Below are 15,763 nucleotides of genomic sequence, written 5' to 3' on the forward strand. Positions count from 1 at the left end.
GAGGTGCGCTTCTCGCTGCGCCCCGTTTTTTGCGCCACGCCACCACGCGCAGTCAGCGCACCTCCAGACCCGGCGTTCACAGACACCACCGCGTGGGTCGGAAAAGCACCCACGGAGAGGCCCGCCGCGAAGCACCGGGTAGGCACGACCCGCGTGGGAGCAGAGGTGGGGCTATGCTCGCGCGCGCATGGTGGCCCGCGCGCCCGTCCTCCTCGTCCTCGCTCGCAGCCTCGGTGTCTGGCTCGTGCTGTCCGCCTCCGTCGCCGCCGCGGAATGTCCGCTGCGGATCCACCGCACGCATCGCGCCGTGACGGTCACCACCTGCCGCGACGAAACGGTGGAGCTGTGCACGTCCGCGCAGCCCACGCTGCGCTCCTGCCGCTACCAGCTCGCGGTCTGGGATGCCGTCCTCTCCACGGATGGGAACAGCCTCCTCGTCTGGTATTCGAGCGAAGTGGAGAAGGGCGCACGCTGGGTGGATGTCTTCGACGTGACCTCGCGTCAGCGCGTCGCGCACTTCCACCCCGGCGTGGGCGGCGGCTTCCGCTGGAGTGGGAGCGACATCCTGCTCACCGCGGGCTGCGGAACCGACTGCGCCCACGTGCTGCTGTTCTCTCGGACCGGCACCCGACTCCTGGACGAGTTGGGCACGTCCCTCTCCTTCGCACCGGACCTGAGCGCATTCGTCCTGAGCCAGCAGAACGAATTGAGCTGGGAGCCCGGGACGTCTCGGCGACTGTCCGTCTGCTACCTCCCGCTGGACACGCTGCGCGGGCGCCGGCTGTCCTTCCTCGTCCCCAAGCGCGCGGACCGGGCAACCACCGACCCCGAGGTGACGTGGAGCGAGCCCCTCAGGCTCGACCTCACCTGGGAGAAAGAAGGCGTCGAGCACCACACCTTCTTCCACTTCCCTCGGACCGACGACGCGAACGCGCCGCGCTGCCTGCCCGGCGTGGAGCGCCCAGCCGGGTGATTCACGCGCGGCCGCGCAGCATGCCGTCCCAGTACAGCCGAGGCAGGCCGTACTTCTTGAGCCAATACATGTCCCGCCGCTCCTTCAGCGTGTCGAGGAATGGGATGCTGGGCGCGGGCTTGCCGTCGTAGTCGAACTCGGCGAGCAGCAGCTTTCCATACGCGGTCACCAGCGGGCAGGAGGCGTAGCCGTCGTAGCGCGCGGTGGGCGTCTGACCTCGCATCACCGCGCACAGGTTCTCCACCAGCACCGGAGCCTGGGCGCGAATGGCCGCGCCCGTGCGCGAGGTGGGCAAATCACTCGCGTCCCCGAGCGCGAAGACATTCGGGTGGTCGGGGTGCTGGAGCGTGTGCTTGTCCGCCTTCACCCAGCCCGCGTTCGGCCCGCTCGCGTGCGACAGCGGGCTCTGCTTGATGAAGTCCGGCGCGCTCTGCGGCGGGGTGACGTGCATCATGTCGTAGGGAATCGTCACCTGCTCGGTGCCCGCGTCGGTGGTCGCCGCGAAGACGGCCTCGCGCGAGTCGGGGCGAATCTCCACGAGGTTGTGGCAGAAGCGCGTCTCGATGCCGTAGCGCTTCACCACGCCGTCCAGCACCTCCGCGAAGGGCTTCACGCCGAAGATGGCCTTGCCCGCCGAGCCGAAGACGACGCGTGAGCGGCCCGCCAGCCCCGTGCGCCGCAGGTGGTCCGCCACCAGGTACATGATCTTCTGGGGAGCCCCCGCGCACTTCACGGGCCCCGCGGGATGGGTGAACAGGGCCGTGCCGCCCTTGAACGCACGGACCATCTCCCAGGTCTTCGGCGCGAGCCGGAAGTCGTAGTTGCTGGAGACATACGGCGTCTCCAACGCCTCGCGCAGGCCGCGGACCTTGTCCCAGTCGAGCTGGATGCCCGGCGCCACCACGAGGAAGTCATAGGACAGACACAGCCCGCCGCGCGTGCGCACCTGATGGCGAGCCGGATCCATCTCGGCGGCCCAGTCCTGAATCCAGCGCGTCCCCTTGGGGATGTAGTCCGCCTGAGGCCGAACGGTGCTCGCGATGTCCGCGGCCCCTCCACCCACGAGCGTCCACAACGGCTGATAGTAGTGATGAGTCGAAGGCTCGATGATGGCCACGCCGTCCACTCCGGCGCGCTTCAGTCGCGCGGCGACCGTGATGCCCGCGGTGCCGCCTCCCACGATGAGCACCCGGTGATGCTCCGCGCCGGGAGCGACCGAGAGGGATGAGGACTTCGCGGGCGAGTGCTGGAGTGTGGACACGTTGGCTCCTTGCCTGACGAGACAGGGCGCACCTCGGGAATGACGGCGCCTTGCCGTTCCTGGAAATGCACCTCGGTGGGAAGTGAGAGCCTGGTGGCGTGGCAAAGGATTCACACCATTCGCGCGCGCCCGGTCACTCTCCAGGCCAGCGGGCCTCGACACCCTTCCCCGGGCGCCCTTGAACCTCCATGCTTCTTCAAGCGCCTCCGCGCCCAGTCCACACACGCGCGGACCGAACGAGGTCGACCCATGGCCGAGCAACGCCCGGATGCAGCCACGCAGTGGAACGCCCGCTTCAGCGGCGAGACGTATGTCTATGGCACGCAGCCCAATGACTTCCTCGCACAGATGGCCTCGCGCCTGCCCACGCGGGCGCGGGTGCTGAGCCTGGCCGAGGGCGAGGGCCGCAACGCGGTGCACCTCGCCTCGCTTGGCCATGACGTCACCGCGGTGGACGCGTCCCGCGTGGGGCTCGACAAGGCCCAGAAGCTGGCCGCCGAGCGCGGCGTCACGCTGCACACCGTGGTGAGCGACCTGGCGGACTTCACCGTCGAGCCGATGACCTGGGACGCGGGCATCCTCATCTTCTGCCATCTGCCGCCCGCGCTGCGCCGCGCGACGCACCAAGCCCTCGCGCGGGGACTGAAGCCCGGAGGCATCATCCTCCTGGAGGCATACACGCCCGAGCAGCTCACCTTTCGCACCGGCGGGCCGCCCGTGCGGGAGCTGCTGTACACCGCCGAGGAGCTGCGCGAGGACTTCGCCGGGCTGGAGCTGCCCGTGCTCCGCGAAGTGACGCGCGAGGTGCGCGAGGGCACGCTCCACACCGGCACCGCCGCCGTGGTCCAGCTCGTCGCGCGCAAGCCCGCCTGAGGGCACCCAGGCTGGCGGAGCGAGGGCATTGATGGTGGTATCCGTGCCCCTTCTCGATGAGCACTCCCTCCGACCCCGGCTCCGCCCCTTCTCGAACGAAGCTCGACGTGGTGCTGCTCGCGGCGCTGGTCGTCTGGGGGCTCGCGCAGCTCGCGCCGCATCTGGCCCATCCCGCCATCTACAACTGGGATGAGGCGATGCATCAGGCCGCCGCGCGCGGCACGCTCGACACGTTCTTCACGCCGCACATCTACAAGGACCCGCTCTACCCGAGCGATCCGCGCCACTGGTGGGCGGCCCACGTCTGGATGCACAAGCCCACGGGCCCGTTCTGGTTCGCGGCGATGATGATGCGGGTCATCGGCGTGACGCCGCTGGCGCTGCGGCTCGCGTCGCTGCTGGGGCATCTGGCGGCGGCGGTCTCGCTGTACCTCATCGCGCGGCGGCCCGCGGGACGGACCTGGGCGCTGGTGGGCGCGGCGGCCTTCCTCGCGCTCCCCTTCGGCTGGCAGCTCGTGCAGGGCCGCTTCTTCGGGGACGTGACGGACTGCACCCTCGCGGGCTGCAACGCCGTGGCGACGGCGCTCCTCTTCCACGCCACGCGGGAGAAGTCCTGGCGCTGGGGACTCGCGGCGGGCGTCGTGGTGGGGCTGGGCTTCCTGTGCAAGACGGGCCTGGCGCTCACGCCACTGGGCGTGGCGGTCTCGCTGTGGGTGCTCGGCCGGCTCCGCTTCTGCGAGGGACCTCGGCTCGGCACAGTGGTGGCGATGCTCGCCGCGGCCTGGGTGGTGGCGGCGCCGTGGAGCTTCTATTCCGCGTGGAAGTGGCCCGAGCTTCACGCGCTCGAATCCCGCGTGACGCGCGCGCACCTCTTCGACGACCCGTCGGTGGACGTGGGCCCCTGGCGCCGTCCTCTCGACGCCATCATCAACGAGGTCAACACCACGAGCTTCCAGCCCATCCCAGGCGTGGTGCTCCTGCTGGCCTATTGCGCGCTGCTGGTGCGCGCCGTCCGGCGGCGTGAGCTGGAGGTCGTGGGACTCTCGCTGTGGGTGGGCGCGACCTGGCTCGTGCTCTCCCTGGGCGCGGTAAAGGTGCCCGCCATCGCCTGGGGCGCGGTGCCCGGCGCGCTCGCGGCCCTGGTCATCATCGGCTCGGATGCCAGACGTCAGCCGGTGGTCGCCGCCCTCCTCGCGGGAGGGCTCGCGACCCCGTGGGCCATCCGCCACCTGCCCGTCCTCACGCGCATCCGAGAGATGATCCCCGTCTCACCTCGGCTGGAACAGACCCGCACGTGGCCGGGGCTCGCCGAGGGCCTGATGTTGGCCTCCGCCGCGGCGGCGCTCGGCCTGGTCATCTGGCTGCTGTCGCGCAAGTCCCCGTGGCTGACGGCCGTCGTCGGCATCCCGGCCTCGGCGTTCCTCGCGTGGCAATTGCTCATCGACGTGCCGAGGGAGAAGGCGCGCTATCAGGACGCGCACGCGCAGGAGCTGTATGTGAGTTCCTCGCGCGAGGTCGGGCTCGCGCTGTCCAAGGCCACGCCCGCGCGCAGCGTCCTCTTCGAGGCGGTGGAGATGGATCCACCGCTCACCTTCGAGACGCTGAGCCTCATGTTCTGGAGCGGGCGCATGGCCTATCGCGTGCCGCCGGACGTCCCGCTCGCGCGCTCGCGTGGCTACCACCCCTACCTCGTCTCACCTCTCGCGGAGCCGTACGCGCCCGTGCCTGGCGTCCCCGCCCACGCGGCGATGCGTGCCTATGACCTGGAGGAGCCGCGCCCCACGCCCCCCGCGCTGCCGGAAGGCGTGACCCCGCTGTCCCTTCGCGAGGGGAACCTGGAGGTGCTTGGCTATGCGGCGGGCGACGCGGGCGGCGGCCAGGACCGCTATGCCTTCTATGTCCGCGTGCTTGGCCCAGCCCAGACATTGCGCGTCACTTTCCATTCTTCGGAGGATGGAATTGAGGAGCGCGAGCTGCCCCTCTCCGCCTCGCTGCGCCAGCCGCCCGCCCTCTTTGCCGCGAGCTGGTTCATCCTGTCCACGGTGGGGCCTCGCCTCTCTCAGCTCACCTATCTGGAGCTGGGCAGCGTTGGCCAGCGCGTGGCCGTCCCTCCCGCCGCTCCCTGAGCGGCGCGCCCCGCCCTTTCGCATGCGCTGAGAGTCTGGCCATGGCTGCCTTTGGCCCGCCATGTCAGACCACGTTCTACACTCCGCGTCGCATTCGGGTTTTCAGGCCATCTCGGCCAGTCCCGACGACGAGGAGAAACCATGCGTCGAAGTCTGATGTGCGCAGTCCTGGGCGCGCTCATGTTCGCGAGCGCGTGCGACCGCGGAGAGGAAGCCCCGGTCCCTGAACCCTCGACCCGCGCGGAAGTGCCCCTGCTCACGCAGGGAGAGACTCGCCAGGAGTTGTCAGGCATTTCGGGCGGAGAGACCGTCTTCGGGCTGGAGGTGCCCACCGGACAGTCCAAGCTGACCGTCACGCTGGCGAACGCGACCAACGTGGACCTGTATGTGAAATACGGGGCCCAGCCCACGCTGACCAGCTACACGTGCCGCTCCAAGACGACCACCGCCACCGAGCAGTGCGTCATCACCGCGCCCGCCGCGGGCATGTGGTTCATCACCGTGCGAGGCACCGCCGCCTTCACTGGCGTCACCCTCACGGCGGTCACCACGCCCGCGCCTGACCCGAGCGTGATGGCCCTCACCTCGGCCCAGCCGGTGACGGGCATCGCGGTCCCCGCCGAGGAGACGCGCTACTACACCCTCGAGGTTCCCGCCGGGCAGGGCCGAGTCGCCTTCGAACTCACGGGCGGCACGGGCGACGCGGTGCTCCTGGCCAACTTCGCCAACAAGCCCTGGCCGCTGTCCGCGGACTGCACTGGAAACCTGCGCTCGGGGACCGCGAGCTGCGTCGTCAATCAGCCTCGCGCCGGCACCTGGTACGTGGCGGTCCAGGCCAAGAGCGCGCTTGCCAACTACAAGGTCCAGGGCACCTACACGCCCAGCGCGGAGACGGCGGAGGTCGTCCTGGCGGATGGGCAGTGGACGCCCTTCGCCAGCACGCCCACCCAGGACGCGATGTTCCGCGTCGACGTGCCCGCGGACCAGGTGGGGCTGACGATGGAGCTGTCCGGCACACCTGACGTGGCGGATGTCTATGTCAAGACCAAGGGTCGCCCGACGCCCACGGACGCCCGCTACTGCTCGGGCAGCACAGCCAGCAGCTGTTTCTATTCCACGCCGGAGCCCGGCCCTTGGTACGTGCGCGTGCGCGCGAACGCGACCGCCGCGGACACGCGCGTGCGCGCCACGCTGGCGCCCATCGCGCCCCTGGCATCGGGCGCAACGCAGACGCTGACGGCGGTGCCCCAGGCCCGCACGCTGTACTACCGGCTCGACGTCCCGGCGGATGCGAAGGGCCTGACGGTCACCACCACCCTCGGCACGGCGGTGAGCATGGCCCTGCGCTACGGCTCGTGGTCCGCCTCCCCGTTGTCCACGTGCAGCCAGAATCGCTGCACCGTCACGAAGCCCCAGGCCGGTGCGTGGTTCATCACGCTCAACGTCGCCGCGAACACCCAGGCCACCCTGCTCGCCGCCATGGAGCGCAGTGACCTGGCGACCACGGACCTGGTCGACACCGCGCCGGTGAGTCTGTCCGTGCCCGCCGACACGCGTCAGTACTTCCGGTTCGAGGTCCCGCCGGGCAGTGAGCAGGTTGTCTTCGACCTGTATGCCCGCCTCCCCGCGCCCGCCATCGCGTCGATGTATGTCCAATACGGACGCGAGCCGACCACGTTCGACGCCGCGTGCTACGCCAACTACGGGTCACCGACCGAGTCGCGCCGCTGTGGCTTCGCGCGCCCCGCCGCGGGGACGTGGTACGCGATGGTCACCGCGCCCGTGCCCATGACGGCCGTGGTGCGCGCCACCACCGCCCAGCCCTATCCCTTGTTCAGCGGCTGGGTGGAGCCTGCCTATTCAGGGACCCAGAACTCGACGCGCCTGTGGACCGTGGATGTCCCCGCGGGCACCAGCGATCTGCTCGTGCAGCTCTCCGAGGTGATGAACGGCTGGGACGTCTGGAGCCAGGGCGACGTGGCGCTCCTGGTGAAGAGAGAGGGCATCCCCAACTCGGCGGACTTCGACTGCAAGTCGGACGTGCCGGACGCGCCCATGGAGTCCTGCGCCATTTCGAATCCTCAACCCGGCCGCTGGTACATCCTCGCCCGCGGCAAGACGGACTTCTCCAACGTGCGTCTCCAGGCCACGACCTCGGCCACTCCCGGCGAAGGCGTGGAGGCGCTGGAGAATGGCGTGGCGCGCGTGAACCTCACCGGCAAGGTGGGCGCCTATCGTCTGTACAAGCTGGAGGTGCCGGCCGGGCAGCAGCGCCTGGAGTTCGATGTCTCGGGCGGCACGGGCTCGCTGGACCTGTATGTCCAATCCGGCACGCGCCCCACGCCCACCAACGCCGTGTGCCACGCGGCCCCGGCCACCACGGGTGAGCGCTGTGTCATCGACCAACCCCAGGCGGGCACCTGGTTCGCGCTCGTCCGCGCGGCCTCGGACTTCAACGGCGTCTACCTCACTGGGCGCCATGGCCGGGACACGGACGCCGCGCCGCTCACGCCGCACACCCCCGTTCCCAACCTCACGGCGGAGGGCACGATTCCTCGCCTCTTCGCCATGGACATCCCGGCCGGACGCACGCAGCTGCGCGTCCACGTCGCCGGCACCTTGCAGGACGCGGAGGTGCGCGTGAAGCGCGCCGCCATTCCCACGCTGGCGGATACGCGTTGCACGTATGGCTACAGCAGCCAGTCCATGGACTGCGTTGTCTCGGCGCCGGCCGCGGGCACCTGGTACGTGCTGCTGACGGGCAAGTACCGCGGCGCGACCCTCACGGGGATGGATCAACTCACCCAGGCGGCGTCCGGCATCGAGCCCATCCTGATGGACTCGCGCAATCGTGTCCCTCCGGGGACAGGCTCGCACTACTACGTCGTGTCGGTGCCCACCGGGGCCACGCTCCTCGAAGTGTCGACCGTGGGCCTCCCGAAGGTCACCACGGGAGCGACCAACCTCTCCGTGCGCCGAGGCGACGCGCCGGTCTCCACCTATGACTGCAGCTCGACCATCTCCGGCTCCGAAGACTCCTGCACGTTCACCAATCCCCAAGCGGGGCTCTGGTACTTCGACGTCTACGGCAAGGATTCCAGCCCCGTCGAGCTGCGGGTGACCCATGAGTAGCCCCGCCCGTGCCGCTGCTCCCCTGCGTTCTCTTTCCCTCTCCACACGCGCCGGCGCGACTCCGCCCCGGCACGAGGATGGCGTCATGTCTTCGCGGTCCTGGGTCGTCTGGTTTGGATGTCTGCTCGGGCTGTGCCTGAGCGCATGCGGTCCCGCCGCGAGCCGCCCGGCTCCGGCGCAAGAAACCCCTGGCAAGGCCATCGGCGGCGCCACACTCACGGCCGTCGCGCTGACGGCGGGGCAGGCCACCTCCGTGTCGGGCGCGAAGGACGAGCAGAAGCTGTTCACGCTCACGGTGCCGCCCGGTCAGAAGGTCCTCAACTTCAAGACGTCTGGCGGCACGGGAGACGCGGACATCTTCGTGCAGTTCGGCGCGGAGCCTACCACCACGTCCTACCGGTGCGCGTCCACGGCCGCTGGCAGCACGGAGCTGTGCGCCATCGACAACCCCGAGGCGGGCACGTGGTACGTGATGGTCCGAGGCTACGCCGCCTTCGCCACCGTCTCGCTGCTCGGCGAGTACGCCCCGCTGGCGAACGTGCTCGGCAGCGGACAGTTCGTCACGGTGAGCGGCACGACCGGGAGCCAGCGCTACTGGACCGTGTCGGTGCCCGCGGGCCAGACGGCCTTGCATGTGCGAACGATGGGCGGCTCGGGCAACCCGGACCTGTATGTCTCGTTCGGCACGCCTCCGACGACCACCGCGGCCGCGTGCACCTCCGCGCAATGGGACTCGTCCATCGAGAGCTGCAACTTCACCAATCCCCAGGAGGGCACCTGGTACATCATGCTCCGCGGCGCCTCGGACTACACCAACGTGCGCGTCACCAGCAGCATGCAGGGCGCGGACGGAACGCCGGTGATGTTCCTGGGCAATGACCGGGTGGAGAGCCCGCTGAGCGCCAGCGTCAACGAGCTGCTCAACTACGCCATCGAGGTTCCGCCCGGGCAGACCGTGCTCCGCGTCCGCACGACGAGCGGCATGACCGAGAACTCCAACCTCTACGTGCGGTTCAACGAGCGCGCCACCACGACGACGTATGACTGCCTCTCCGAGCAGCCGTACGCCACCGACGAGTGCGTCATCAACAACCCGCAGGCGGGGACCTGGTACATCCAGCTGCACGCCAAGTCCGCCTTCAGCGCCGTCGCGCTCCAGGCGTACTACGCGAATGGCGCGCTCGCGCCGCAAGCGCTGACACCCGGCAAGCCGTCCTCGGGGTTCACGCTGATGAACACCAGCGACACGCGCGTCTTCACGATGTCCGTCCCGCCCAACGCCGGGAAGCTGCGCGTCTCGGTGAACCGCGGCGACAATCAGGTTTCGCCGACGGTCTACCTTGCCTATGGCGCCCAGCCCGTTCCCACCAACAGCAGCACCTATGCCTGCTCGTCCACCTCGAGCTGCGAGGTCAACGAGCCGCAAGCGGGCACCTGGTATGTGCTGGCCACCACGGCCTCCAGCATCCGGCTGAATGCCACGGTGCGCGTCTGGTACTCCGGTGAGGTGAGCGCGCCGGTGGAGCTGCTCAACGGTCAGGCGCTGAGCGGCATCTCCCCGTCCCCGGATGACAACCGCTACTACACGTTCAACGTCCCCTCGGGTCAGCGCCGCCTGCGCTTCGACATGACGAGCAGCACGGGCCAGCCGTGGATCGCCATCCGCTCGGGCACGCGCCCCGTTCCCGCGGACACGTCCAACTACAATGACTGCCAGACCACGCTGTATGACGGGCGCACCAGCTGCGTGTTCGACCTGCCTGTCTCGGGCATCTGGTACGTGCGGATGCGAGCCACCAAGGAGGTCGCGGACTTCTTCGTCCGCGCCACCTCTTCCTCCATCGCGCCGGAGCTGCCCACGGAGCCGCTCACCGTCGGCCAGTGGGTGACGGACCTGTCCGGAACGTACATGGTGGATCGGTTCTACAGCTTCAGTGTGCCGGTGGGCATGCAGACCCTGAAGTTCGAGCCCCTGCCCGGCGATGGCAACGCCGCCTATCTGCTGCAGGCTGGCGCGAAGCCGCCCGCGACAGGAGGCAGCACCTGCACGAGCGCGTGTGAAATCACCGCGCCCGCCGCGGGCACCTGGTACGTGCGCGTTCGCGGTCGCGAGAACTACTCCGGCGCGGGCCTGCGGGTCTCCCTCCAGCAGTACCCCGAGCTGCCCATGAACCAGTGGGTGGGCCCCCTGCCCTCCTCGCAGTACGGCTGGGGCAAGTTCTTCCGCGTCGAGGTGCCGAGCGGCCTGTCCGCGCTGACCCTGGAGGGCCGCCTCGGCAATGGCTCGGCGGCGACGCTCCAGATTCTGCGGGGCGCTCCCCCCACGTCGACCGTGGATTGCAACGTGGTTCAGCCGGACGGTGAGCGGCGCTGTGTCATCGCGAATCCCCAGGCAGGCACCTGGTTCCTCCAGGCCAGCAACTCGACGGCGAACACCACCGACGTCACGCTCCGGGCCAGCGCGGACCGACTGCCCGGCTCCACGTTGACGCTGGCGGACAACGTCCCGCTCGCGCTGACGGACTTCGCGGGGCGCTACCGCTACCTCACCCTGAACGTCCCCGCGGGACAGACGCTGCTCACCGTGGACCTGCTCACGCAGCAGGACGCGGAGCTGTACGTGAAGCAGGGCAGCGCGCCCACCACGGCGAGCTACAAGTGCACGGCCATCTCCACCCAGGCTCAGCCCGGCGCCTCGTGCGCGGTGCAGGCTCCGGCCTCGGGCCTCTGGTACGTGATGGTCAAGGCGGCGGATGGCTTCCAGGGCCGCGTGCGGGCCACCACCTCCACCACGCGCACGCTCACCTCGGGCGTGTCCGAGGTCTCCATCTCCGGAGCGCTGGGAGAGCAGCGCCTCTACCAGTTCGACGTGGCCCCAGGCACGAGCGACCTCGCCTTCAACCTGCGCAACACGACGGGCACGGCCAACCTCTTCGTGCGCTACGGCACGCCGCCGGACAACACGACGTCCGACTGCACCGTGCAAGTGGTGGGGAAGGCCGAGGACACGTGTGCCTTCAGCCAGCCGCAGGCGGGCACGTGGTACGCGGCGGTCCGGTCCGTCTCCGCGGCCTTCACGGGCGCGGTCCTCACCGCGACGTCCGCGCAGACGCCCGGGGAAGGAATCCCGGAGCTGACCCGAGGAGTCGCCGTCAACGGCCTCCACGGCGAGGGCTACGCCGTGCAGCGCTACAAGCTGGAGGTCCCGGCCGGCCAATCCCTGCTCAAGTTCAACCTGTCGGGCGGAGAGGGCTTCGCGGACCTCTACATCCAGCGCGGCGTGCGTCCCACGGTGGCCAATCCGGCCTGCCTCGCGGAGGGCACCTCGGGCAACGTGGCGACGTGCGTGGTGCAGAACCCCGAGGCGGGCACCTGGTTCGTCGCGGTGGGTCGCGCGTATGCCTTCAGCGGCGCCAGCCTGACGGGCACGTACTCCAACGAGGGAGATGTCTTCCCGCTGGCGCGCGGCGCCCCGGTGCCCAACCTCTCCAGCACGCCGGACCAGGCGCAGTACTTCCAGGTGGAGGTGCCGGCGGGTCAGGGCTTCCTCAGCCTGGACCTGTTCGGCGCCAGCGCGAACGCGGTGATGACCGCGCGCGCCGGAGCCCTGCCGACCGCGAGCGACACGGCCTGCACCGTCAAGACGACGAGCCGGCGCGCCTGCGAGTTCCAGAACCCCACGCCGGGCCTCTGGTACGTGCGACTGAGCGGCACCTTCAGCGGCGCGCTGCTCAGCGCGGACTACGACGCGGTGGGCGCGCCCGACGGCATCCAGCCTCTGGTCAGCCGGGCGCTCGTCATCAACCCGTCGTGCATCAACGCGAGCGCGCCGCTCCAGTACAAGCTGGAGGTCCCCGCTGGGGCGACGAAGCTGACGTTCAACACCCAGGGCACGGCGTCCTGCGGCGGAACCGGCATTGACCTGCGCGTCCTCTTGGGAAGCCCCGCCACGCAGACGGACTACGACTGTCTGTCCAACAACGCGGGCACCAGCACGGAGACCTGCACCTTCCAGAACCCCGCCGCGGGCACCTGGTACGTGCGCCTCTCCGGCGTGGCCTCATCGACGGGCGTGGTGGGCATCTACGAGTAGTCCCTGAAGCACCCGGGCCCGGTGACGCCTGTGCGTCGCCGGGCCCTTTTGCGTTTCCGCATCGAGCGCCCGACACATTCCTCGAACCCACGTCCCCCGGACGTCCGCTGCCGCGCGCTTCGATTCCCCCGGTGCGCACTGAGCAACGCACGGAACGTTCTTGGCCGAGCAACGCCAAGCTTCACCGCGCTGTCAGCTTTTGCCGCGAGTTATGGGAGCGCTGGCCGTCTCAGCCAGATGTCTTCACGCTGTGGAGGAGTGCTTGAATATCCATCGTCACGCGGCGCGCTGTCTCGTTCTGTCCGCCATGTCCTGGGCGTTGGCCTTCGCTTCCGGTTGTGGGGTCGAAAGCCCCTCGGAGAGCACCGCGCCGGAAACGTCCTACGCACAGGAAGAATCCGATGTCTCGGCACAAGCGCAAGAGCTCGCCGGCTGCAAGTTCTACAATTACTATCACGACGAGGCGACGAACCCGGGAGGGTCCAATCGCTGCTCAAATTCCTGTCAATGCGACGGCATGCGCACGTGCAGCTCCAGCGGATGGTGCCAGGGCACCGCGCGCCCTCAAGTGAGCTGCACCAGCCCGAACTACTACTGGAACGAGGCTTGGAACCCGCGCGGCTCGAACCGCTGCACGAGCAATTGCGAGTGTGATGGCCGGCGCACCTGCAGCTCCGCCGGGTGGTGCCAGGGCACCTCGCGCTGAATCACGCCGCGGCCCGCTGAGCCCAACGGCGCCCGAGGCCGCTCCCATCCAGCGACCTCGTTCGATGCGGAGGAGGCCGAACTGAACGTTCGGCCTACCGGCTTGTGTTCCGAACAGGAGACCCGGGCCAGTCCCTGGCTCACGCTCGGCGCAGATACGCGATGACGAGGCGTTGGTCGTCCGCCCATTTGGGCGCGATCACGCGCCGCCCGATGACGTACTGCCCGGGCGCCAGCCCGAGCACGACACCGCCATCGTTTTCACCGAAGCCCACGACCTTCTCATTCGTGGTCTTCTTGGCGGCTTTCGGAGCGGATTCCAGGCTCTCGTTCGAATCAAAAACAACCAGCTTCCCAGACGAAACCAGAATCGTTCCTGCACGCTTCTCTTTTCCGCCTTTCGGGGCGCTGCTGAGAGCGTCCGCGAAGAGCTGTGCAACCTCGTCCTTCCGTCCTCCGTAGTTGTCCTCATCGTCCCACCAGTCGCGGGGCGGTTCGAGCAACGCGAGAGTTCCATCCTCGAGACGCCGGATTTCAGCTTCGCCGGTCACGCCCTCGAGGCTGAGGACGAGGGCCTTGCCTTTGCCGACCTCGAGTTCCGCGGAGACGAAGTCTTCGTCCTCATAGAGTTCGGTGACCTTCTGCGGGTGCCCGCCAATGTCGTCGCCTTCTGCCTCTTCATCCAGGGGTTCCCAGTGGGGGACCTGCTCGCTGTCGAGGAGAACGAGCGTGAGCAAGGCGTTGATTGAGCCGATCGTCCCGAGTGGCTTTTCACGTTTGCCCATTTTTCGGAGGGTACCAGTTCGTTTCAGCTGGCCACAGGCTCAGGGGCTGTCCGTGGTTGAGGGACGGGAAAACAACGCGACAGGCCGAACGTTCAGAGTGGCCCGCGCTCGAGGCGAGGGGAGCGCGACTTCACCCAGCCGGGAGCGCCCACGGTCATTGGACCGAGCGCTGTCGCGCCGGCGCCCCCCGCTACGACAAGACGGCGAGCAGCTCCCTCGCCGTCCTGTACGTCGCAGCCAGGGCACCCTGGCTGCATTCTTCAGAGACAGCCCCCAGGAGGGGAGCGGCCTCGGGCACCGCTGGGGTTAGTAGCGGTAGGTGTCCTGCTTGTACGGGCCGCTCTTCTGCACGCCGATGTACGTGGCCTGCTCCGGCGTCAGCTCGGTGAGCTGCGCGTTGAGCTTCTTGAGCTGGAGCCGGGCGACCTTCTCATCCAGGTGCTTGGGCAGCACGTAGACCTTGCCCACCTGGTACTTGTCGCTGTGCGAGTACAGCTCGATCTGCGCGATGGTCTGGTTGGCGAACGAGCTGGACATCACGTAGCTGGGGTGACCGGTGCCGCAGCCCAGGTTCACCAACCGGCCCTTGGCCAGCAGGATGATGCGCTTGCCGTCCGGGAAGATGACGTGGTCGACCTGGGGCTTGATCTCCTCCCACTTGTACTTCTCGAGCGAGGCGACCTCGATCTCATTGTCGAAGTGGCCGATGTTGCACACGATGGCCTGGTCCTTCATCCGCGCCATGTGCTCGTGGGTGATGACGCTCTTGTTGCCCGTGGCGGTGACGAAGATGTCCGCCTTGTCCGCCGCGTAGTCCATGGTGACGACGCGGTAGCCCTCCATGGCCGCCTGGAGCGCGCAGATGGGGTCGATCTCCGTGACCCACACCTGAGCGGACAGCGCGCGCAGCGCCTGCGCCGAGCCCTTGCCCACGTCCCCGTAGCCCGCCACCACGGCGATCTTCCCGGCGATCATCACGTCCGTGGCGCGCTTGATGCCGTCCACCAGCGACTCGCGGCAGCCGTACAGGTTGTCGAACTTGCTCTTCGTCACGCTGTCGTTGACGTTGATGGCGCGGAACAGCAGCGTGCCCTTCGCCGACATCTCCTGGAGGCGGTGCACGCCCGTGGTCGTCTCCTCGGTGACGCCGAGAATCTTGGCGCTCTTGCGCGAGTACCACGTCGGGTCCTGCGCCAGCTTCGCCTTGATGGCGCTGTACAGCTCGCGCTCCTCCTCGCTCTGCGGCGAGGCCAGGACGCTGGCGTCCTTCTCCGCGCGCTTGCCCAGGTGCATGAGCAGCGTCGCGTCACCGCCGTCGTCGAGGATCATGTTCGGACCCTCGTGCTCGGTGCCGGCCGGGCCGAAGTCGAAGATGCGGTGGGTGAAGTCCCAGTACTCCTTCAGCGTCTCGCCCTTGTGAGCGAACACCGGCGTGCCGGCCTCCACCAGCGCGGCGGCCGCGTGGTCCTGCGTGGAGAAGATGTTGCACGAGGCCCAGCGCACCTCGGCGCCCAGCGCCTGGAGCGTCTCCACCAGCACCGCCGTCTGGATGGTCATGTGCAGCGAGCCGGTCACGCGGGCGCCCTTCAAGGGCTGCTGCTTGGCGTACTCCTCGCGGATGGCCATGAGCGCGGGCATCTCGCTCTCGGCGATGCGAATCTCCTTACGGCCCCACGCCGCCAGGGAGAGGTCGGCGATGGCGTGGTCCTGCTTCTGCGTCTTGGTCACAGCGGTCATGGCAATGGCTCCTGATCCAGGTTGCGCCGCGCGCTGACGAGGTCCGGCCGAGCCGCTTCAGCGGACTCACCCTCGCGA

8 protein-coding genes are annotated in these 15,763 nt (G+C 68.9%); 5 read left to right on the forward strand and 3 right to left on the reverse strand.

Annotation, left to right across the window (positions count from 1 at the left end):
• The first annotated feature begins 187 nt into the window (after positions 1–187).
• Positions 188–973, forward strand: coding sequence for a hypothetical protein (locus JGU66_03360; GenBank protein MBJ6759785.1), 786 nt, complete (start codon positions 188–190; stop codon positions 971–973).
• Position 974: 1 nt separating this feature from the next.
• On the opposite strand, the gene JGU66_03365 is transcribed toward JGU66_03360, so the two are convergent.
• Positions 975–2,234, reverse strand: a complete 1,260-nt coding sequence (locus JGU66_03365; GenBank protein ID MBJ6759786.1) for an NAD(P)/FAD-dependent oxidoreductase — start codon at positions 2,232–2,234, stop codon at positions 975–977.
• Between the two features lie 249 nt (positions 2,235–2,483).
• On the opposite strand from JGU66_03365, the gene JGU66_03370 reads away from it, so the two are divergent.
• From JGU66_03370 to JGU66_03385, 4 genes are all read left to right on the forward strand, one after another.
• On the forward strand, positions 2,484–3,107 hold the full coding sequence (locus JGU66_03370) for a class I SAM-dependent methyltransferase (GenBank protein ID MBJ6759787.1): 624 nt from the start codon (positions 2,484–2,486) through the stop codon (positions 3,105–3,107).
• A gap of 56 nt (positions 3,108–3,163) precedes the next feature.
• Complete coding sequence (locus tag JGU66_03375; protein ID MBJ6759788.1) at positions 3,164–5,233, forward strand: glycosyltransferase family 39 protein; 2,070 nt, start codon at positions 3,164–3,166, stop codon at positions 5,231–5,233.
• A gap of 141 nt (positions 5,234–5,374) precedes the next feature.
• Positions 5,375–8,365 carry a PPC domain-containing protein gene (locus tag JGU66_03380; protein ID MBJ6759789.1) on the forward strand — a complete coding sequence of 997 codons (2,991 nt, stop codon included), beginning with the start codon at positions 5,375–5,377 and terminating at the stop codon, positions 8,363–8,365.
• Positions 8,366–8,450: 85 nt separating this feature from the next.
• Positions 8,451–12,458, forward strand: coding sequence for a PPC domain-containing protein (locus tag JGU66_03385; protein MBJ6759790.1), 4,008 nt, complete (start codon positions 8,451–8,453; stop codon positions 12,456–12,458).
• A gap of 845 nt (positions 12,459–13,303) precedes the next feature.
• Here the strand turns inward: JGU66_03385 and JGU66_03390 are convergent.
• Positions 13,304–13,948 (reverse strand): hypothetical protein, encoded by a 645-nt coding sequence (locus tag JGU66_03390; GenBank protein MBJ6759791.1) that lies wholly within the window; start codon positions 13,946–13,948, stop codon positions 13,304–13,306.
• 306 nt (positions 13,949–14,254) lie between these two features.
• The gene (locus tag JGU66_03395) at positions 14,255–15,685 is read right to left on the reverse strand and encodes an adenosylhomocysteinase (protein MBJ6759792.1); all 1,431 of its coding nucleotides are present in this window, start codon (positions 15,683–15,685) and stop codon (positions 14,255–14,257) included.
• Between the last annotated feature and the right edge of the window lie 78 nt (positions 15,686–15,763).

It is taken from the genome of Myxococcaceae bacterium JPH2 (assembly GCA_016458225.1).
Lineage (GTDB): Bacteria > Myxococcota > Myxococcia > Myxococcales > Myxococcaceae > Citreicoccus.